Annotated in this window: 16 protein-coding genes; 6 read left to right on the top strand and 10 right to left on the bottom strand. The window is 59.4% G+C overall.

What is annotated here, in order from left to right; all coding sequences use genetic code 11:
• Positions 1-83: 83 nt before the first annotated feature.
• The 5 genes from FGQ67_RS02030 to arcA form a co-directional block, all read right to left on the bottom strand.
• Positions 84-422, bottom strand: coding sequence for a helix-turn-helix domain-containing protein (locus tag FGQ67_RS02030; protein WP_022094205.1), 339 nt, complete (start codon positions 420-422; stop codon positions 84-86).
• A gap of 256 nt (positions 423-678) precedes the next feature.
• The gene (locus FGQ67_RS02035) at positions 679-2,160 is read right to left on the bottom strand and encodes a DUF1846 domain-containing protein (RefSeq protein WP_138339773.1); all 1,482 of its coding nucleotides are present in this window, start codon (positions 2,158-2,160) and stop codon (positions 679-681) included.
• Between the two features lie 533 nt (positions 2,161-2,693).
• Complete coding sequence (locus FGQ67_RS02040) at positions 2,694-4,181, bottom strand: YfcC family protein (protein WP_338134458.1); 1,488 nt, start codon at positions 4,179-4,181, stop codon at positions 2,694-2,696.
• Between the two features lie 138 nt (positions 4,182-4,319).
• Positions 4,320-5,315 carry an ornithine carbamoyltransferase gene (gene argF, locus FGQ67_RS02045; protein WP_006234279.1) on the bottom strand — a complete coding sequence of 332 codons (996 nt, stop codon included), beginning with the start codon at positions 5,313-5,315 and terminating at the stop codon, positions 4,320-4,322.
• Positions 5,316-5,420: 105 nt separating this feature from the next.
• On the bottom strand, positions 5,421-6,662 hold the full coding sequence (arcA, locus tag FGQ67_RS02050; RefSeq protein ID WP_055309804.1) for an arginine deiminase: 1,242 nt from the start codon (positions 6,660-6,662) through the stop codon (positions 5,421-5,423).
• Positions 6,663-7,219: 557 nt separating this feature from the next.
• Between arcA and ppk1 the strand changes: the two genes are divergently transcribed.
• The 5 genes from ppk1 (at position 7,220) to FGQ67_RS02075 (ending at position 13,550) form a co-directional block, all read left to right on the top strand.
• Positions 7,220-9,793 (top strand): polyphosphate kinase 1, encoded by a 2,574-nt coding sequence (gene ppk1 / locus FGQ67_RS02055; RefSeq protein ID WP_233504633.1) that lies wholly within the window; start codon positions 7,220-7,222, stop codon positions 9,791-9,793.
• A 98-nt stretch (positions 9,794-9,891) separates the two neighbouring features.
• Positions 9,892-11,220: a 23S rRNA (uracil(1939)-C(5))-methyltransferase RlmD gene (gene rlmD / locus FGQ67_RS02060; RefSeq protein WP_117770114.1), complete on the top strand. Its 1,329-nt coding sequence runs from the start codon at positions 9,892-9,894 to the stop codon at positions 11,218-11,220.
• 106 nt (positions 11,221-11,326) lie between these two features.
• Positions 11,327-11,869 carry a DJ-1 family glyoxalase III gene (locus FGQ67_RS02065; protein ID WP_055287259.1) on the top strand — a complete coding sequence of 181 codons (543 nt, stop codon included), beginning with the start codon at positions 11,327-11,329 and terminating at the stop codon, positions 11,867-11,869.
• Positions 11,866-12,447 carry a Maf family protein gene (locus FGQ67_RS02070; protein WP_117770115.1) on the top strand — a complete coding sequence of 194 codons (582 nt, stop codon included), beginning with the start codon at positions 11,866-11,868 and terminating at the stop codon, positions 12,445-12,447. The genes FGQ67_RS02065 and FGQ67_RS02070 overlap by 4 nt, the downstream gene beginning before the upstream one ends.
• Before the next feature lie 101 nt (positions 12,448-12,548).
• A complete protein-coding gene (locus tag FGQ67_RS02075; RefSeq protein WP_117770116.1) occupies positions 12,549-13,550 on the top strand; it encodes a P1 family peptidase in 1,002 nt (333 codons plus the stop codon).
• 376 nt (positions 13,551-13,926) lie between these two features.
• Here FGQ67_RS02075 and FGQ67_RS02080 read toward each other — a convergent pair whose 3' ends face one another.
• A complete protein-coding gene (locus tag FGQ67_RS02080) occupies positions 13,927-14,958 on the bottom strand; it encodes a glycosyltransferase family 2 protein (protein WP_138339775.1) in 1,032 nt (343 codons plus the stop codon).
• Positions 14,951-16,153 (bottom strand): UDP-galactopyranose mutase, encoded by a 1,203-nt coding sequence (glf, locus tag FGQ67_RS02085; protein ID WP_006234295.1) that lies wholly within the window; start codon positions 16,151-16,153, stop codon positions 14,951-14,953. Before glf ends, FGQ67_RS02080 begins: the two co-directional genes overlap by 8 nt.
• Before the next feature lie 231 nt (positions 16,154-16,384).
• On the opposite strand from glf, the gene pta reads away from it, so the two are divergent.
• Positions 16,385-17,365, top strand: coding sequence for a phosphate acetyltransferase (pta, locus tag FGQ67_RS02090; protein WP_138339776.1), 981 nt, complete (start codon positions 16,385-16,387; stop codon positions 17,363-17,365).
• A gap of 98 nt (positions 17,366-17,463) precedes the next feature.
• Here the strand turns inward: pta and FGQ67_RS02095 are convergent, their stop codons facing one another.
• The 3 genes from FGQ67_RS02095 to FGQ67_RS02105 form a co-directional block, all read right to left on the bottom strand.
• On the bottom strand, positions 17,464-18,642 hold the full coding sequence (locus FGQ67_RS02095; RefSeq protein WP_138339777.1) for an acetate/propionate family kinase: 1,179 nt from the start codon (positions 18,640-18,642) through the stop codon (positions 17,464-17,466).
• 163 nt (positions 18,643-18,805) lie between these two features.
• Positions 18,806-19,984 carry an acetate/propionate family kinase gene (locus tag FGQ67_RS02100; RefSeq protein ID WP_006234305.1) on the bottom strand — a complete coding sequence of 393 codons (1,179 nt, stop codon included), beginning with the start codon at positions 19,982-19,984 and terminating at the stop codon, positions 18,806-18,808.
• A 120-nt stretch (positions 19,985-20,104) separates the two neighbouring features.
• Positions 20,105-21,265 (bottom strand): MFS transporter, encoded by a 1,161-nt coding sequence (locus FGQ67_RS02105; RefSeq protein ID WP_006234307.1) that lies wholly within the window; start codon positions 21,263-21,265, stop codon positions 20,105-20,107.
• Positions 21,266-21,364 lie beyond the last annotated feature (99 nt).

Here is a 21,364-nt window from a genome sequence, read left to right on the forward strand (position 1 = left end):
GCGTGCGATTGCATTTCTCAATCTTGAAACAAAACGCCGCCCGGTTTCCCAGGCGGCGTCGCTATGGCAAGGGTTACATGCTGCTATCGATCAGCAGCCTCGTCCTCAAGCATTTCTTGAACGAGCATGCCGGTACGGACGCCCTCAAGATACCACTCGCCACGTTCGGTGAGGCAAATGCCATTTGCAAGCTGACCGCCGTCGTCGCTATAACGCGAGACGACATCAATCATGCCTTCGGAATCCAAGCGATCGATTGCGGCGCGGGCACGATACGGCGAAACCCCCACGCGCTCGGCAAGCGTTTTGCGCGAGAAACCATACGGCCCGCCATTGTCTTCGGTTTGCTGGTCGATCTCCATCAACACCAGCACCTCGACACGCTTCATATCGTTGACACTCGCACGACCCTTGCCCGCCATAGCAGCCTCCTCAAACCGAGCACGAGCATCTAACGCGCCGTGCGCGACCGACACACCTCACGATGGCAGGTAATATCCATCATGCGGCATCCCGCTAAGGATGAAACAGTTACAGTTATTGTATACCGCTCAAATTGTTTCTAGGCAGGTAAACGGCTATTTTTCGCCGAAATAGGCGCTTTATTGATCAAAAAGCCGTACCGGGCGCTAACCCGATACGGCCAAAATGCAATGCAATTACCGCGGTGCTTCAAACTTAGCGATGGAAGAAACCGCGGCGCTCAAACTTGGGCTCGCAGCACACGTTGATACCCAGTTTGCGCAGTACCGTCTCGTCCGTCGGCGAGATGATCACGCTGAAGAAGGCATCGCAACCGCGCAGCTGCTCCAGGCCCGAAAGGACGCGAGCGGCCGTCTCACTCGTGGCCGAGGTGATCGACAGCGCCATAAGCGTCTCGTCGGTGTGGAGGCGCGGGTTTTTGCTGCCCAGGAAATGCGTCTTGAGCTTGCTGATGGGCTCGATCGCCTCATCGCTAATGACCTCGAGCTCAAGGCCGACGCCCGAGACATGCTTGAGGGCGTTCATAATGAGCGAACTTGCGGCGCCCAGGCGCGTGGAAGTCTTGCCGGTCACCACGGAGCCATCGGGCATGACCATGGCACCCACGGGACCACCCGTCAGCTGCTCCCTGGTGAGGGCCGCCGAGCGCGCCGGTGAGTAGTTCTTATCGATGCCGGCTTTCTTCATAATAATCTTGAGACGGTCGACTTGCTCATCGCCCACGCCGGTACGGCGCACATTTTCGACCGCGGTAAAGTAGCGGCGGACGATCTCCATCTTGGAAGCATCGCGGCAGGCATCGTCATCGGTGATGGCAAAGCCGACCATATTGACGCCCATGTCCGTAGGGCTCTGGTAGGGGCTCTTGCCCAAAATCTTTTCCATCAGGGCACGGACTACCGGGAAGGCCTCGACGTCGCGGTTGTAGTTGACCGTGGTTTTGTTGTAGGCCTCCAGGTGGAAGGAGTCGATGATATTGGCGTCATCGAGGTCTGCCGTGGCGGCCTCGTAGGCAATGTTGACCGGATGCGTAAGGGGCAGATTCCAAACCGGGAAGGTCTCGAATTTGGCATAGCCGGCGGCCGTGCCATGCTTGTGCTCGTGATGGAGCTGAGACAGGCAGGTGGCAAGCTTGCCCGAGCCAGGACCGGGGGCAGTGACCACGACGAGCGGTCGGGTGGTCTCAACAAACTCGTTCTTGCCGTAGCCATCGTCGGACACGATCAGATCGACATCGTGCGGATACCCCTCGATGGGATAGTGCAGCTTGGCGGGAATACCGAGCGCGTTCAGGCGGTTGCGGAACACATCGGCAGCAGGCTGGCCGGCGTACTGGGTGATGACCACAGCCGCGACAGCAAAGCCGTTGCCGCGGAACAGGTCAACCAGGCGCAGCACATCCTCGTCATAGGTAATGCCGAGGTCACCACGAGCCTTGTTTTTCTCGATGTGGTTCGCGTTGATCGCGATGATAACCTCGACATCGTCGGCGATGCTCTTGAGCATGCGGAACTTGCTGTCCGGTTCAAAACCCGGCAGCACGCGGCTCGCATGATAGTCATCGAACAGCTTACCGCCAAACTCCAAATACAGCTTGCCACCAAACTGCGAGATGCGCTCCTTAATGTGAGCAGCCTGCAGCTCGATATACTTCGCGTTGTCGAAACCCTGGCGCATATATGGCTCCCGTCCCGTTTCCATTTAATGTTCTAGGCGATTATAACGGAGCAGACCCTCCCCAACGCCCAAGCAATCAACTGGCACCAACCAAACACGCCATCGATAAGTTGCGGTGAAATAGTTCCCGTTTAACCCCTCAAGACGGCCAAACAGGAACTATTCCACCGCAACTTCCCCTTTTTGGCGCAAACTAACCTGACCCCTTTGCATCAATAATGGCAGCGCCGCAGGTTGAGCATAAGTCAGTGAGCGACGTCCAGGACGTACAAGTTGGCATGAAAAAGGCAAGGCATAGACCTTTTGGTCATGCCTTGCCTTTTGAATGACAAATTGTCGTCCTGGGCGGCGCGCAGCGTCGACTGGTTGCGCGGTTCGTAGAACCGCGCAACATGAGAGCGCCCCCTCCCGCGCACGGAACGGAAGGGGGCTAAAGGTAGGAGTCTACCGGTGGGTTTACCCCACCGGACAGACGATGACCAGGTGATCCTCTACAGGATCGTCAAGGTTTCCGTGGGGTACCCGTTGGGTACTTAGATCAACACGCAGGCGACGGTCAGGATGATGGCGCAGACGACAGAGAGCGCGACGATGAGCTTAAGGGCAAACTTGAGCCAGGTCGTCCACTCGATCTTGGCCAGGGCGAGACCGCCCATGATGGCGCCGGAGGTCGGGGTGAACAGGTTCACGACACCGATGGCGGCGGAGAAGATCATGACCATGACCTCGGGCGAGAAGCCGAGCTTAACAGCCAGCGGTCCCATGATGGGCATGGAGACGGTAGCCATACCGGAGGTCGAGGGGATCAGGAAGGACAGGCCGAAGTAGACCAGGAAGCTCATGGGAGCGAAGATCACGCCGGACAGGCCAGCCAGGGCATTGGCGGCAGCGTCGAGGACGTAGACGTCGAGGCCGGTGTTAGCCATGAGGACGGAGATACCACGGGCGAGGGCGATGACGAGAACAACGGACATCATGTCGGCAGCGCCGGTGATGAAGGTGTTAACAATCTGCTTCTCGGACAGGCCACCGATGATACCGATCAGGACGGCCATGAGGAAGAACCAGGTGGAAGCCTCGTCGAAGTACCACTGGCCAATGGGCAGGCCGGTGATCAGGGCAGACCAGCCCTGGACGACGGCGTTACCGTCGGCGTCGTAGACAGCGCCAGCGTCGAAGAAGTTGGCGACGCCCTCGTTGAGGTCGGCCAGCGGGATGAAGCCGACGATCATGACGACGAAGGTGAAGGCGAAGGCGATCAGAACACCCTTCTGACGACCGGTGAGCTTGACCTCCTTGTGGACCTCGGAAGCAGCCTTGCCGTGAGCTTCTTCGGCGTCCTTGAGCTCCTGCATCGACAGGATGGTAGAACCCTTGTCAGCCTTGACCTTCTTGGCATAGCTCATCACGAAGACGATGGACATAGCGGTAGTGACAATCCACAGGACGGCACCGAGGCCGATGATGATGGACTGGTTGACCTCAATGCCAACGCCGGTCAGAGCGTCGACGGCAGCGCCGACGGCGAACGGGTTAACCGTGGAGCCCAGGCAGCCGCAGCCAGCGCCGAGCAGGACGGTAGCGGCGCCGACCATCGGGTCGAAGCCAGCGGCCATCATGGTAGCGGCGAGCAGGGCGTAGAAGGGAACGGTCTCCTCGCACATACCATAAGTGGTACCACCGAGGGAGAAGATGAACATCAGCACGGGAATGAGCATAATCTCGTTGCCCTTAAGCTTCTGCACCAGAACGGCGATGCCGTTGTCCAGAGCGCCGGTCTCGGTCATCATGCCGAGGAAGCCGCCCAGGATCATAACGAAGAGGCAGACGGGCAGAGCGTCAGCGAAGCCCTTAATCGGGGCGGTGCAGAAATCGCTCAGACGGGCGGCAGTAACCGCGCCGCCGGACGTGCCGGAGACGATAACGGTAATCACTGCGACAATTGCCAGCAGAGCAAGAAGAATGGTGAACGATGAAGGCATACCGCGCTTTTTCTTAGCGGTCTCAGTCATAGTTCTCATCCCCCCTTCATAAATCATTTACTGATCTCGCCAGAAGCGGCTCTTCCGTGCCGTGCCTGCCGCTTGATGCGAGATTATTACGAGATAAAACCGCTCGGGGTGTGCAGCAATACACCCCGAGCGAGATGCTAGATGCTCTTACTTGAGCGTGGCGTACATGACAGCCTTAATGGTGTGCATGCGGTTCTCGGCCTCGTCGAAGACCTTGGAAGCGGGGCTCTCGAAGACCTCGTCGGTGACCTCCTGCTCGGTGATGCCGAACTGCTCGCACTTCTCGGCGCCAATGGTGGTGTTGGTGTCGTGGAAGCTGGGCAGGCAGTGCAGGAAGATAGCACCCGGGTTGGCCATAGCCATGACCTCGGAGGTGACACGATACGGGGTGAGCTGAGCGATGCGCTCGGCCCAGACCTCGTCGGGCTCGCCCATGGAGACCCACACGTCGGTGTAGATAACGTCGGCACCGGTGACGCCGTCCTTGACGTCGGTGGTCAGCTTGATGGTGCAGCCGTTAGCCTCGGCGATGGGCTTGCAGGCCTCGATGACGTCGTCAGCGGGCATGCACTCCTCGGGGCCGCAGGCCACAAAGTTCATGCCGAGCTTGGAGCAGACGACCATGAGGGAGCGAGCGACATTGTTCTTGCAGTCGCCCATGAAGACGAGGGTCTTGCCCTTGATGTCGTAGTTGAAGTTCTCCTGGACGGTCAGGATGTCGGCGAGCATCTGGGTGGGGTGCCACTCGGTGGTCAGGCCGTTCCACACGGGCACGCCGGACTTAGCAGCGAGCTCCTCGACGTCGTCCTGGGCAAAGCCACGGAACTCGATGCCGTCATACATGCGGCCGAGAACGCGGGCGGTGTCCTCGATGGACTCCTTCTTGCCCATCTGCGACGAACCCGGATCGAGGTAGGTGACGCCCATGCCCAGATCCATGCCGCCGACCTCGAAGGCGCAGCGGGTACGAGTGGAGGTCTTCTGGAAGAGCAGAACGATATTCTTGCCCTCGAGATAGCGGTGCGGAACGCCAGCGCGCTTCATATCCTTGAAGTTCTTGGAGAGCTTGAGCAGGTACTCGATCTCCTCGGTGGTGAGGTCGAGAAGCTTGAGGAAGCTACGGCCGGAGAGGTTAACACCCATGGTTCGATTCCTTTCGAAGAAATGAATTACGTAAGTATTAGTGTTGCCCGTTTAACGGGCGAAGCCGGTGCGGTTGTAGGGGGACCGCACCGGAAACGGAAAGACTTAGAGGTCCTCGCGCCAGAAGGGCATGCTCATGCAGCGCGGGCCGCCGCGGCCGCGGGAGAGCTCGGCGGAGGGCACGACGAGAAGGTCCAGGCCCTCCTTGTACAGCACGTCGTTGGTGACGGTGTTGCGGGCGTAGACGCAGATCTTGCCGGGCTCGACGCACAGGGTGTTGGAGCCGTCGTTCCACTGCTCGCGGGAGGCCGCGATCGGGTCGCCGCCGCCGCAGGGGATCAGCTTGACCTGGTCGACGCCGGTGGCGTCCTCCAGGACGTGCTCGAGGGTGTCCTCGATCAGGCGGATGTTCACGTCGCCCGGGTTCTTGCCGGCGGTCAGCTCGTAGACGCGCAGGGTGCCCATGATGGCGGGGTGGATCGTGAACTTATCGACGTCGATCTGGGTGAAGACCGTGTCGAGGTGCATGAAGGCGCGCGAGACCGGGATGTCGAAGGCCAGGATGCGCTCGACCTTGGAGTCGGAGTTCCAGAAGATGTTCTGGGCCATGACGTCGATCGCGGCGGCCTGGGTGCGCTGGGAGATGCCGACGGCGAGGGTCTTCTCGTTGATGTTCAGCACGTCGCCGCCCTCGGTGTGGAACTGGCAGTCGCGGCGGAAGTACAGCGAGACGTCCTTGTAGTCGGGGTGGTACTTGAAGATGTACTTGCCGTACAGGGTCTCGCGGTTGCGGGTGACCGAGTACATGCGGTTGAGGTTGACGCCCTCGCCGATGACCGCGAACGGGTCGCGGGTGAAGTAGAGGTTGGGCATCGGGTCGATGATCAGGTCGGACTCGGACTCGGAGTTGACCAGGGAGTCGAGGGTCGTGGACGCCGTGAGGGGCATGTCGATCTCGGACTTGGTCATGCCGGCCATGGTCTTCTTGACGAACTCGAGGTTGTCCTCGATGGAGTCCAGCTTCTCGCGGACGATCTGCGGCATGTGCTGGCCGCGGATGCCGGCCTCGGCGATGTACTGGTCGGTGAACTCGGCGCGGGCGCCGGGGACCTGGTCGAACACCTCGGCGACGAGGTTCTCGAGATAGAGGACCTCCACGCCCTGGTCCCTCAGGATCTGGGCGAAGGTGTCGTGCTCCTGCTGCGCGACCTCCAGGAACGGGACGTCGTCGAACAGGAGTCGCTCGAGCTCGTCGGGCGGCAGGTTGAGGAGCTCGTCGCCGGGACGGTGCAGGCAGACCTTCCTGAGCTTGCCGATCTCGGAAGGCACGTGCAGACCTTTCGTCATGGCCTCCTACCTTTCTTTCGGGCCTTACTGGCCGAATGTATCAGCGCCCCTCTGTATGGGACGCTGCTTGCTGACAGCTCTAGTTATATCCAAAAACCACCTGCAATTCCACCTCGCCCCCGAACGGTCAGCAAAGTGCGATGAACGGTATATCGCATATGATTCTCCCATGATGCACTTCGGTTCTCTAAAGCAGGTTTTCAAAGGTAAATGTTCTTTTTTCTAAGGAATTAAGCTAGATTGCACAAATATTTTCATGTTTAGGAATTGCATAGCTAAAACGGTTTTCTGCATATATATGTCGTTTGTCCATGATTCAATTTGGATTCGATTATATTCAGCTCGCAATCATTCTTATTCATACATCCTCACCAGTTGAGTATGGATATAGATTGTTTCCAAACGAGTTGGACAGTTAGTTGCATGCCTTGTCAGCGTAAGAAGTAGGTAAAGATACCGTTCGCACAATACGTCCGTGCCACAAGTCGACTAAATTGAGACAATAGTGAATAGGGTTAGGCTACCGTCCCCTGCGGGGACTGAACGGACAGATGCATATGCCGAGCAAAATCGAAAAAAAGCAAGCCGCCGCAAAGCTGCGCAAACCGCCTCGCGACTTCTCGTACACGCAGAACCGAGAGCTCAGCTGGCTACGCTTTGACAACCGTGTGCTTGACGAAGCCTTCGATGAGACCGTTCCGCTGTTCGAGCGTCTAAAGTTCGTGTCGATTTTCGAGTCTAACCTCGACGAGTTTCTCATGGTGCGCGTGGGCGGCCTGTCCGATCTGGCAGAGCTCAAAAAACAACCTGTCGACAACAAGAGCAATATGACCGCCTCCGAACAGGTCGATGCTGTCATGGCCGAAATGCCCGGGCTCCTTACCCGTTGGGAGTCCATCTTTAAGAGCATCGAGGGCAAGCTCGACACCTTGGGCGTTCACCGCGCCCGCATCGATTCGCTTACGCCCGAGGAGCGCACCTTTGTAACCCGCTACTTCCAGGCCTACGTGTCGCCGGTCATCTCGCCGCTGGTCATCGATCCTCGCCACCCCTTCCCCAACCTACGCAATGGCGCGCTCTATCTGGCCTGTGGTCTGGACGGCGCCACCGACGAGGAGAGCCTGCTGGGCCTTATCGAGATTCCCGCCTCGATGAACCGCGTGGTCGAGATCCCCTCGCCCACCGGCACCTACTCCTACATCTTGCTCGAGGACGTCATCCTCGCCTGCCTGGACAGCTGCTTTGGCTCCTATAAGCCGCTGGATCGTGCGCTGATCCGCGTCACCCGCAACGCCGACATCGATCCGGACGGCGAGGGCGTCGAAGAGGAAGAGGACTACCGCCAGCACATGAAGCGCATCCTCAAGAAGCGCCTGCGTCTGCAGCCGGTAGTGCTCGCGGTCTCGGGGTCGCTCGAGAAGGCAACGCTCAAGACCATCCGCAAGGCGCTCGAGCTTTCGCGCCGCTCTGTCTTTACCTGCGATATCCCGCTCGACCTGGGCTACGTCTTTGGCATTGAGGGCAAGATTCCCGAGCACCTGCGCAACGAGCTGCTCTTTACGCCGTTTAGGCCGCAGCCCAATCCCACCATCGACATGACCCGCTCCATCCGCGAGCAGGTGCTGCAGCACGACAAGCTGCTCTTTTATCCCTACGAGGCCATGAACCCCTTCCTGGATCTGGTGCACGAGGCCGCCTACGACCCCGAGTGCATCTCGCTGCGCATCACGCTCTACCGCGTGGCCAAGCAGAGCCGCCTGTGCGAGTCGCTGATCGATGCTGCCGAGAACGGCAAAGAGGTCACGGTGCTCATGGAACTTCGTGCCCGCTTTGACGAGCAGAACAACATCGAGTGGGCCGAGCGCCTGGAAGAGGCCGGCTGCACCGTCATCTATGGTTCCGAGGGCTTTAAATGCCACTCAAAGATCTGCCAGCTCACCTATCGCGAGGGCATGGCGCTAACGCGCCTCACGCTTTTGGGCACCGGCAACTTTAACGAGAAGACGGCCAAACTCTACAGCGACTTTATGCTCATGACAGCCCATCCCGGCATCGGCGAGGACGCCAACCTGTTCTTCCGCAATCTGTCGCTGGGCAACCTGCGCGGCGACTACCGCTTCCTGGGTGTGGCGCCCGTCGGACTGAAACCGCTCATCATGCGCGGGCTTGACCGCGAGATCCAGCGCGCCCTTGCCGGCGAGCCCGCCCGCGTGTTCTTTAAGCTCAACTCGCTGACCGACCGCGAGGTTATCGACAAGATCGCCGAGGCATCGTGTGCCGGCGTGCGCGTAGACATGATCATCCGCGGCATCTCGTGCCTCAAGCCCGGTGTTCCGGGCAAGACCGAGAACGTGCATGTCCGCTCCATCGTCGGACGCTTTTTGGAGCACGCGCGCGTCTATGCTTTCGGCGTGGACTCGGACATGATTTACCTGAGCTCGGCAGACATGATGACGCGCAACACCGAGCACCGCGTGGAGATTGCCTTCCCCGTGCTCGACCCCACCTGCCGCGCCCTAGTGCACGAGTACATGGGCATGCAGCTGCGCGACAACGTGAAGGCCCGCAGCCTCACGAGCGACGGCACCTGGGTCCCCGTGGAGCGTGCAGAGGGTGAGAAACCCTTCAACTCGCAGGAAGCCCTGCTGGAGCGTGCCTATCGCAACGCCGAGGCCGCCGCGCAGCAGCGCGCACAGGAGAAGGAACGTGTGGCCGAGGAGGCCATTCAGGCCGATGTTGAACACGGGGCAGCTGCCAAACCGGAAGCGGTTGCAGCTCCCCCGGTGAATGAGCCCGAGGCTGCCGCAGAGCCCGCCGTGGAGAAAGCGCCCGAGCCCGCTACTGCGACTCCGGAGCCCGCCGCCGAGGCAAAGCCCGCCCCTGCTCCTGAGCCGCAGCCGGCCACACCCAAGGTCCAAGAGGTCCAGGCGACCGTCATTGAGCCCGAGCCTGCACCTGCACCTCAGCCCGATCCGCAGGTCATCAAGCCCGCACCCGAGACGAGCGCCCGTCGCGATAAGCCCGCCGGCAAGACCAAGGCCATCGAGCGCCATCGCCCCGGCCGCGTGCGCATGGGCCTGGGTCTGATCGGCCTGGGTCTTAAGACGCTCATTACCGGCAAGACGAAATAGTCGTTTGTAGAAGCAGTTTGTAGAAGCGCCCCGCATTTGAGGAAAGCCTCGGATGCGGGGCGCTTTTCCCTGCTACCATGGTGCGAACAACAACGCGAATGACAGGCAGGAATATGAAGCTCACTATAGAATCGATGACCTACGGCGCCGACGGGCTGGCGCACGCCGACAACGGCAAGGCCGTCTTTGTGCAGGGCGCCGTGGCAGGCGACACCGTCGAGGCCGAGGTCGTACAGGACGGCAAGTCGTTCATGCGTGCCCGCACCACCGAGATTCTGGAGCCAAGCCCCGATCGCATTCAGTCTCCCTGCCCCTTCGTGGGCATCTGCGGCGGCTGCTCGTGGGGCAATCTCTCACGCACGGCACAGCTCGCCGCCAAGGAGCAAAATCTGCGCTCCACGCTCGAGCGTATCGGCAAGTTCAGCCCCGATCAAGTCGATGAACTGGTGCAACCCATCCGCCACACCAAGGATGATTGGGGCTACCGCAATAAAATCGAACTCGAGCCGACCGTTGTAAACGGCCGCGTGCGTCTTGGCATGCACGGTGTCGATCCTCGCAAGATCGTGACCGTCGATTCGTGCCCGTTGTTCGACAAACGCTTCCCCAAGGCACTCAAATCGGTCGTCGGCGCGCTCAATTATCTGAGCGGCAGCCACGACCTGGGCCTTGAGCGCGTGGGCATTCGCGCCTCGCGTCGCACCAAGGCACTCGAGGTGGCGCTCTGGACGCCTACGGGCTCTTTCCCGCGCTCGCAAGTCTCGCGCGTGTTGGCAGACGCCGCGCACCCCACAAGTGTCGTACGCGTGATGAGCAAGGGCGAAAAGAAGGCCCGCCGTGTTTCCAAGGTCGAAATGCTCGCCGGAGAGGGCTCATGGACCGAGAATATCGCCGAGGGTCAGATGCGCTTGTCTGCCCCGTCTTTTTTCCAGGTCAACACCAAGGGTGCCGAGATTTTGATCGAGCTTGTCATGGAAACGCTCGATCCGCAGGAAGACGAGCTTGCCGTGGACCTGTACTGCGGTGCCGGCACCTTTACCCTGCCGCTCGCCCGCCGCTGCGACTTTGTCGCCGCCGTCGAGGCCTACGGCCCCGCCGTGCGCGACCTGCGCCGTAACCTGGAGATCAACAAGCTTGATAACGTCGACGTCATTGGCGGAGACGCGGTGCGCGAGTTCCCCGACCAGGATGCCGACGTCTTGGTGGTCGACCCGCCGCGCGCAGGCCTCGCCCCCGAAGCGATCGACCTTATCGCCAGCACGAGTGCCCACGATGTCGCCTACGTGAGCTGCGACCCGGCCACCCTGGCGCGCGATCTCAAACGCTTTGTCGAAGAAGGCACCTTCTCCCCCGTAAAGATCACGCCAGTCGACCTGTTCCCACAAACCTTCCACTGCGAGACCGTCGTCCACCTTAGGCGCAACTAGCCACTTAATCATTGCTCAGAAAAATCATTGGGAAATCGAGCGTGGCAAGCGGAGGTCTTCGGGGTATAAGACGGCTAATTGTATGCCGCCTATGAAAGGAACCCTCATGCCCAGCGTTGCCGTTCTCGCCGCCGATGGCTTTGAAACTATTGAATGCTTGACCATGGTCGATGTCATGCGTCGCGGCGGCGTGCGTGCCACGCTCGTCTCGATTATGCCCACGCGTGAGGTCGTAAGCTCGCTGCAGATCCCCGTGACCTGCGATGCGCTCTTTGATGAGATCAACTTTGACGAGTACGACTGCGTCGTGCTGCCCGGCGGCCTGCCCGGTGCCACCAACCTGCGCGCCGATCAGCGTGTCTGCGACGTGGTCTGCGAGTTCGCCGCGACCAAGCACGTCGCCGCCATCTGCGCCGCCCCGTTTATCCTGGGCGAGCTCGACCTACTCGAGGGGCGCCACGCCACGTGCTTCCCTGGCTTTGAGAAAAGCTTCCCCGAAGGCGCCTATACTGGCGAGAAGGTCACGCAAGACGGCAACATCATCACTGCCAGCGGCATGGCACAGTCACTCCCCTTTGCATTGGAGCTGCTGCGCACGCTCGCCGGCGACAAGGCCGTCGAGAAGGTCGCCGAGGGCATCCAACTATGATTTTGGCTTCCCAATCGCCGCGCCGCATAGAGCTGATGCGCGAGGCAGGCTACAACATTCGCGTGATTCCCGCGGATATCGACGAAACGCCCTTTGATGGCGAGCCCCCGCTCACGCTTGTCGAGCGCTTGGCACGCGCCAAGGCGGCTGCCGTTGCTGCCGAGTATGCCGAGCCCAATGAGTTGACCGTCGCGGCCGACACCATCGTCACCTTCGACGGCAAGATTTTGGGCAAGCCGGCTACCGAGGACGAGGCGCGCACCATGCTCCGTGAGCTTTCGGGCCGCACGCACCAGGTCGCAACCGGCGTCTGCATCGTTAAGGCAGGCGATACGGCCGCCCCGCATGCCGCCGAGAGCCTGTCGTTTGTCGATGTGACCGACGTGACGTTCTACGAGCTCACCGACGAGCAGATCGAGCACTACGTTGCCTCGGGTGAGCCCATGGATAAGGCAGGCGCCTACGGCATCCAGGGCACAGGCGGCCGCATGCTCGTGCACGATATTTCGGGCGACTTCTATAACGTAGTGGGCCTACCCATCGCCCGCGTCGCGCGCGCGATTCAAAAACTCTCGTAATTGCATCTGGCGCTGGGTATTCCCCAGCGCCTACAATTTTGGCGTACCGTACGGATCCCGACCGGGCACAAGGCGCGGCGGAAAACCGATAGGAGTTAAACATGGATACACTGCTCGAGGCCATTGACGTCTGCGATGTCGATGGCTTTTGCTATGGCAACTATACGGACGAGGAGGCCGGCACCGGTTGCACCGTAATCGTGGCACCCGAGGGCGCCACCGGCGGCGTTGACGTACGCGGTGGCGCTCCCGCTTCGCGCGAGACCGACCTGCTACGACCCGAGAACACCGTCGACAAGGTCCACGCCGTCTGCCTTTCGGGCGGATCGGCCTTTGGCCTCGAAGCTGCAAGCGGCGTCGCTCGCGAGCTTGAGAGCCGCGGCATCGGCCTTCCCGTCGGCCCCACGCAGGTGCCTATCGTGTGCTCCAGCTGTATCTTCGACCTTGCCTTTGGTAACCCCACCGTGCGCCCCGACATTGAGGCCGGCATCGCCGCCGTGCGCGAAGCACTCGACCACACCCCCACCAAGCTCGAACAGGGCAACGTAGGCGCCGGCACGGGCGCTACCGTGGGTAAGCTCATGGGGCCTGCCACCTGCATGAAGGCCGGCCTTGGAGCTGCCGCCGTGGCACTCGGCCCCATCAAGGTGGGCGCCGTGGTCTCGGTCAACGCCTGCGGCAACGTTGTCGACCCCTTCACCGGCGAGTGGGTCTCCGGCATGCGCGCCGCAGCCGATAGCGACCAGATCGTCGACATGGAACTCGCAGCCTTTGCCGCCGCCGGATCCATGCAGATGCCGCTCGACCGCACCAACACCACCATCAGCTGCATCGTCACCAACGTGGAACTCACTAAGGCACAAGCCACCAAGGTCTCCCAGATGGCCGCAGACGCCTACGCACACGCCATCCGCCCCACACACACCACCAACGACGGCGACACCATCTACACCCTCGCCAGCGGCAAACTGGGCGCCCAGGCAAGCGCCGCCGTTCCCCTAGACCTGCTGGGCATGCTCGCAGTAAGGGCCCTGGAAACTGCCATCGCAAACGGAGCCAAAACCGCCAAAACCTCCCACGGAATCCCAGGTGCTGCGAAGTAATCTCACTCGACCGTCGGTCGGAGGCGGGCGGGCATTACGTTTGCTGCTCTACAGTCCTATGCAAGACGAAGGCCACATTAAGTGGCCTTCTTTGCATGCGGAACTCGCGACAAACGTAATGCCCGCCCGCCTCCGACCGACTACCAACTAATATTTTTTCAGCCCAGGCCCCTGTGTACCGCGCGTCGAAGATCTTCAAATTCAAATAACCTGACAATCGATTCTTATAGCAGAGGCCCCTTGGCCTTTAGTTTGATACAAGTTCCGCACGAGCCGGAAAGCACTTAATGTGCTTTCCGTGCGAGCAGGACTGTTCGCAGTAGCAAACTAAAGGCCAAGGGGCCCAGTCAACCTATCAGCAGCGATTACTCGGCAGCTAGTTGAATTTGAAGATCTTTGAGGCAAGACGGTATAGGCCGAGTGTGGTTTTGTCTCCGGCCCGTCCGCGCAGATTGGTGAAGAACCCGACCACGCCGTAGCGGGCACGACGATACATGCGCTCGTCGTAGGCCTTCAAATCATTCCACAGCGTCTTTAGGCGCTCGTCGGCGCAATCTTCCTCGGAAAGCTTGGTGAGCACCGAGCAGATCGCCATCATCATGGTGAAATAGCCCATCATGTACGAGCGCAGACGCGACGACTCAACATCGCTGTACAGGTGGTACGACTCCATCATGATGCGCGTCACACGGAACTGCTGGTCCAGACGCTTGACCATCGTGGCCTCGTTGACACTCTGGCCCTCGCGACCGATAAAGTAGCGATAGAGGTCGATGTCGGCGTAGTACATGGTCTTGCAACGCGGCAGCGGCACGTAGGCGTAGATGTTGTCCACATAGAACGTGTGCGGCGGCATGGGAAGGTTGGACTCGCGCAGCACATCCGTGCGATAGCACAGGCTGTGCATGAGTAGGTTCTGGTCCAGGCGGAAATGACCGATCTGATCCCAGGAAAAGATCTTTTTGCGCGGCAGGGCAAATTTGTAGCCAATAGCGGTATGCGTGCCCTCGTAAACCTTCTCGTACACGTAGTTCGAGATAAACAGGTCAACGCGCTGATCGCGCTCTTCAAAGCCACGCAGAATCGACAGCATGGTCGAAAGAGCCGCAGCGTCGAGCCAGTCATCCGAGTCGACAACCTTGTAGTAGGTGCCCTGTGCCTCGCGCAGACCCGAAAGGACGGCAATACCGTGGCCACCGTTCTCCTGGTGTACCGCGCGAATGATACCGGGATAACGTGCCTCCCACTCATCGGCCTTATCGGCCGTCTCGTCCTTGGAGCCGTCGTCCACCACGATAATCTCGATATCGGTGGCGTAATTGCTCCTCTCCAAGATGGAGGTGATGCAATGGTCCATGTCCTTGGCGGCGTTATACGAGGGAATACCGAATGTTATGACTTTATGCATGGCAGGCGATAATCTCATCCGAAAGATCGAGGGCGGAATTGGTCACGGCGTCCATATCGTAGTAACGATACTCGGCCAGACGACCCACCGGGTGGAAGTTCGTCAGGTTCTGGACGCGCTCAAGATAGCGCTCATAGAGCTCACGGTTCTCGGGCTCAAGAATGGCGTAGTACGGCGTCTCGCCCGAGCCGGGCGTATAGGCCTTGGAGTACTCCTTCATGATGGTGGTCTTGCCGGGCAGGATCTGACCGGTCATGTTCTTGAACTCGGTAATGCGCGTGTAGTCCTCGCTCGTGGTGTAGTTGACGGTGCCCACGGGCTGGAACTGGTCCATATCGAGCGTCTCGAACTTCATGTCGAGCGTGCGGTACGGTAGCGCGCCCAGATCGAGATTGAACAGCTCATCGAGCGGACCGGTGTAGACGATCTCGCCACCATAGACCTTGCCGTCGATCTTGACGGTAGTCTCGTCGATTTCAAAGAGGTCACGGGCGTCCACGTCGCAGAACACGTCGATCAGGTCGTGGTCGAGCATGTGCTCAAAGAGCGCCGTGTAGCCCTCCTGCGGCATGCCCTGGAAGGGAGCTTGCGGGAAGTAGCGGTCATCATCGCCCACAAAGACGGGAACGCGGCCGGTGATCGAGGGATCGATCTGATCGGGCGTCTGGCCCCACTGCTTCATGGTGTAATGCAAAAAGACGTTCTCGTAGACGTAATCGGCGACCTCGGCAAGATCCGGGTCGTTCTTCTTACGCAGCTCCATAATGGGCACCTTGACATCCTTGCCAAAGGTCTCCACGAGCTTCTGATACAGCTCCTCGCCGCGCTCGTCACCAAAGGCGAGCTTGAGACTCGCATGGTTGAAGGGCACGGGCATAAGGGTACCGTTGATGTTGGCGAGCACCTTGTGCTGATAATCCGTCCACTTGGTAAAGCGCGACAGGAAATTGTGCACGCGCTCGTTAAAAGTGTGATAGATATGCGGACCGTACTCGTGGATCAGGATTCCGGCCTCGTCAGTGCAGTCATAGGCATTGCCCGCAATGTGGCTACGGCGCTCCAAAACGGCAACACGATAGCCGATGGTCTCGGCAAGACGGCGGGCGCAAACGGCACCGGCATATCCAGCACCGACGACAATCATGTCGTACGCGCCGGCGTTAAAGCCTTCAGGCAGGCCTGAGGTAATCTGCATCGATACTCCTTGTCAAAAGCCACGGGCTCGTTAGCTGGGCTTTTCTCGAACATTCTTCGAGACATATTTATCAGAGCGATTATAGCGCTAATGCGTCCTATAATGAGCTTGCCACACAAGGAAAGCTCAAGCACCGCGGCGTACATAATTGAAAGGTAAACCCGCTAGCAGCGGGTTTATTCGTGAACAGCCGGGTGCCTGGAGCTTAGCGAAACGCTTGTAAGGAGTAACATGAGCGATTTCCTAAACCGTATGAAGTCTGCCGCCAAGGCCGACCTTAAGACGATCGTCCTGCCCGAGGGCGAGGATCCGCGCACTATCGTCGCGGCCACCAAAATCATCGAGGAGGGCCTGGCAAAGATCGTCATCCTGGGCAACCCCGACGAGATCAACGTTCCCGGCGCTACCGTCATCGACCCGCGCAATGCCGAGAAGCACGAGGAGTACGCGCAGAAGTTTGCCGAGCTCCGCGCCAAGAAGGGCGTTACCATCGAGCAGGCTCGCGCCCAGGTGATGGACGCCACCTACTTTGGCACCATGATGGTCAAGATGGGCGATGCCGACGGCCTGGTCTCCGGCGCCTGCCACTCCACCGCCGACACCCTGCGCCCCGCGCTTCAGATCCTCAAGACCGCCCCGGGCACCAAGCTGGTCTCGGCCTTCTTCGTGATGTGCACCGACACCCCGCAGTTCGGCACTGACGGCACGCTGATCTTCGCCGACTGCGGCCTCAACATCAACCCGTCCTCCGACGAGCTCTCCGAGATCGCCATCGCCTCCGCTCACTCCTGGTCCACCTTCATGGGCAACGTTGAGCCGCACGTGGCCATGCTCTCCTACTCCACCATGGGCTCCGCTGGCGGCGAGGTCGCCAAGAAGGTCCAGGAGGCTGTGAAGTTCTGCAAGGAGAAGGCTCCCGAGCTCGCCATCGACGGCGACCTGCAGCTCGATGCCGCTATTGCCCCCACCGTCGCCCAGCTCAAGGCTCCCGGCTCCTCCGTTGCCGGCAAGGCCAACGTGCTCGTGTTCCCCGACCTCGAGGCCGGCAACATCGGCTACAAGCTGGTCCAGCGCTTCGCCGGCGCCGACGCCTACGGCCCCATCCTGCAGGGCATCGCCAAGCCGGTCAACGATCTGTCGCGCGGCTGCTCTGCTGACGACATCGTGGGTGTCGTGGCCATCACCGCCGTCCAGGCTCAGATGGCTGAGTAGCGGACATATCCCCTCGGGACAGGAATTTCCACCTGCTAGCAAAAAGGCCTCCGGAGCTGTTGCTCTGGAGGCCTTTCGTTTACTTGCAAATGCGCGCGTTAGTTGTTCTTGGTCAGGCGCTCGACGTCGTGGGCGATCATGTATTCCTCGTCGGTGGGGATGACCATAACCGTGACGGAAGAGCCGGCGGCGCTGATGACCTGTGGGCCGTTGCCCACGGCCTCGCGGTTCTTGTTGTTGTCGATGCGCACGCCCAACCACTCAAAGCAGTCGCAGAAGGCCTTGCGGATCGACCAGTCGTTCTCGCCGATGCCGGCGGTAAAGGTAATGGTGTCCACGCCCGCCATGGAAGCGATCATGGAACCGGCCTGCTGCATGGCCTTATAGGCGAACATATCGAAGGCGAGCAGGCAGCGCTCGTCGCCCTCGGAGGCGCGCGTGCGGATGTCGCGGGCGTCGTTGGAGATGCCCGAGATGGCAAGCAGACCAGACTGCTTGTTCATCATGTCATCGACTTCCTGGTAGCTGTAGCCGCCCTCGCGCTGCAGGTAGCACACGGTGGCCGGGTCGATGGAACCACAACGGGTGCCCATCATCAGGCCATCGAGCGGCGTGAGACCCATCGTGGTGTCGCGGCACACGCCGTCCTCGATAGCAGCGAGCGAAGCACCGTTGCCCAGATGGCACGAAAGCAGGCGGTGGCAGCGCGAACCCAGGATCTCCTTGGCCATCATCCACTCATAGCGGTGGCTCGTGCCGTGGGCGCCGTACTTGCGCACGTGGTACTTGTCGCAAACGTCCTTGGGCAGCGCGTAGGTGTAGGCAACCTCGGGCATGGTCATGTGGAACGAGGTGTCGAAGACCGCCACGTTGGGCAGCTCCGGATACTTCTCACGGCAATACTCAATCGCTGCGGCCTCGCCGTAGTTGTGCAGCGGAGCAAGCGGTGCCACCTCAAGAATCTTGGCCATAACCTCGTCGTCGACAACCGCGGAATCATCGAAGTGCCAGCCGCCCTGAACGATACGATGCCCAATGCCATCAATCGTAAAGTCGGTCTTCTCGAGCTCCTCGAGCACGCGAGCGATAGCAGAGCGATGATCGGGGAAAGGGACCTCCTCGGTCTGCTTAGCGCCACCGTTCTCGGAGTGGCCAAAGATGCCCATGTCCGATCCGATACGCTCGCAGTTGCCCTTGGCGAAAACCTTGCGGGTATCGGTATCCAAAAGCTGATATTTAAGGCTTGAGCTGCCGGCGTTGACAACAAGTACGTTCATGAGACTCCTTCGCAGTGCAATACGGTCGACGCAGGCCCCTTAAGGCGGCCGCATTTTAATAAGAAGTTATCATATCTTGATAAATAGATATCAGCATATCGCCCAACGAGCGCAAAAGAGGGGCCGAACGGCGCTCGGTCGTCCAGCCCCTCCCCTCTTGCAATTACTTGCCGTTGACGATGCGCTCGACGTCGGAAGCGATCATGAACTCCTCGTCCGTAGGGATGACGAAAATCTTGACCTTGGAATCCTTGGCGGACAGGCACCAAGCGCCGTCGCCACGCAGGGCATTACGGGCGTGATCCATCTTGACGCCCATAAAGGCCAGACGATCGGCCACGCCAGCGCGAACGGCCGGAGCGTGCTCGCCGATGCCGGCGGTAAAGACCAGGGTGTCCATGCCGCACATGGAGGTGGCCATCTCGGCGGCCTTAGCGGCAATCTTGTAGACGAACATATCGAAGGCGAGCTGAGCCTCGGGGTCACCAGCAGCGGCGAGCTCCTCAACGTTGCGGCAGTCGTTGGTCTTGCCACCGGTCACAGCCAAAAGGCCAGACTTCTTGTTCATCATCTCGTCGACCTCGTCGAAGGTGTAGCCACCCTCGCGCTGCAGGTAGCACACGGTAGCCGGGTCGATGGAGCCGCAGCGGGTGCCCATCATGACGCCGTCGAGCGGCGTCAAGCCCATGGTGGTGTCCATGCACTTGCCGTCCTCGATGGCGCACAGGGAAGCGCCGGAGCCGATATGGCACACGACGACCTTGCGGGCCTCGCCGTTGGTCATCTCGGCGACCTTCTTGGAGATGTAGCGATAGCTGGTGCCGTGGGCGCCGTACTTACGGATGTGCAGCTTGTCGCAAACATCCTTGGGAAGGGCGTAGGTCTTGGCGACCTCGGGCATGTTGAAGTGGAAAGCGGTGTCGTAGACCGTGACGTTGGGCAGATCGGGATACTGCTCCAGGCAGTACTCGATAACGTTGGCCTCGGGGTTGTTGTGCAGCGGCGCCAGCGGGGCGACCTCGCGAATCTTGGCGAGGACGTCCTCGTCGACGAGGGAGGAATCACCAAAGTACCAACCGCCCTGAACGATACGGTGGCCGATGCCCTCGATCTTGACGCCGTTGGCCTCAAGGTCCTTCAGGACGACCTCGATGGCGACCTTGTGGTCGGGGAACTCGATGTTCTCGGTCACCTTCTTGGAGCCATTGGCAGCATGGGTGAAGGTACCACCGGTAAAGCAGACGCGCTCGCAGGAGCCCTTTGCGGACACCTTATGGGACTTGGTGTCGATGACCTGATACTTAAGGGTCGAAGATCCCGCGTTGACGACCAGAACGTTCATGTGTCTCCCTACTAACAGGCGGTGTGGCGCCGCCAGGTTACATACGCTTCAATAATAAACCCAAACGCCCTCGCGCTCGGGTTTATTGCGTTGATATATAAGTTATCGGTGCCTAAATACTCATGGCCTTTGACTTGTAAGACGAAATAGCGCGGGGATATACACCAGGGAAGAAATCCCGAGCGCAACAAGCAATACGACTCGAATGCCCGCGATGCTGCTCAACGCAGCATTGAACAGATAGAAAAGGATGGCACCCACCGCCACCATCTGGCTTTGGACCGAAATCAGGGAACAGCGCATCGAAGAATCGACAGCATTTTGAAAAATTGAGTATTTAATTGGAGCAAATAACGAGTACGCGACCGTCTGCAGTACATAGAACACGGGCAGCAAATAGACCGGAGTAAAGGGAATCAAAAACAGAGCAGCCAGGGAAAGGCGCACGATGCCGCAAATACGCGCAAAACGGCCCTTGTCGACATGAGCAATCACACTGGGCACAATAAGCCCCATGGAGGCCGAGGCAAGAAGCTGGACCGCAATGATCACACCCGAAGCGACGGCATTCATTCCGCGACCCGCAAGCAACAGTGAGAAAAAGTCTTCCAGGGCGACAAAAGCAAATGCCTGAGAGCAGTCCATGATGAACGCTGAACGAAGAATGCCGTTACGCGCAATAGCGGCACCGATCATCTTCGGGCTAATTCCACGCTTAGGTGTCGCTGTAGTGTCCCCTCTTCGCATCTCAGGAATGCAGACAACGACAACCAACGTCAACACCATTGCGATGATATCTGCCAAAAGACCAATGAGATACGCGCCAGCGGACGAAATGAAACCGCCCACACAAGCGGAGAGGGCATAAGAGGCATAGAAAACAAATCGCTCAACGACATTAAGCCTTACGAGCTGGTCCAGAGAGACGCTGTCAATGTAAATCGCTTCCATGGACCCGCTCATACATGCAGCGGCAAAACCTTTGAGAGCAAACGCGCCGATTAAAAGCAGAGGAGAACGGACGAGAAGCAGGGCGGCGTAGTATCCAAGCATCCCCACGACGCCAACGAGACCACTTGTCTTTCGTCCAAACCTATCGGCAATATAGCCAGTGGGAACTTCAAGGATGAACTTGCTCACTTGATATGCAATCATCATGCTAGAAATCGCCACCATCGAGAATCCGACGAATTCAAGGTAAACCGTCAGAAAATACAAAATGGTGCTGAAGTTCGACAGAAAAACAAACGTCATATAAAGCAAAACCGTACGGTTTTTCATGCTCCGCCCTCCAAGAGTCAACAATCTAAATCGGAATCTTGGAAAAGCATGAGGGCAAAGCCGTCAGTCATGTGTTACAAGGCGTCAACATTCACTTGA

The sequence above is a fragment of the Collinsella aerofaciens genome, assembly GCF_005845035.1.
In the GTDB taxonomy this organism is placed as follows: Bacteria; Actinomycetota; Coriobacteriia; order Coriobacteriales; family Coriobacteriaceae; genus Collinsella; species Collinsella aerofaciens_I.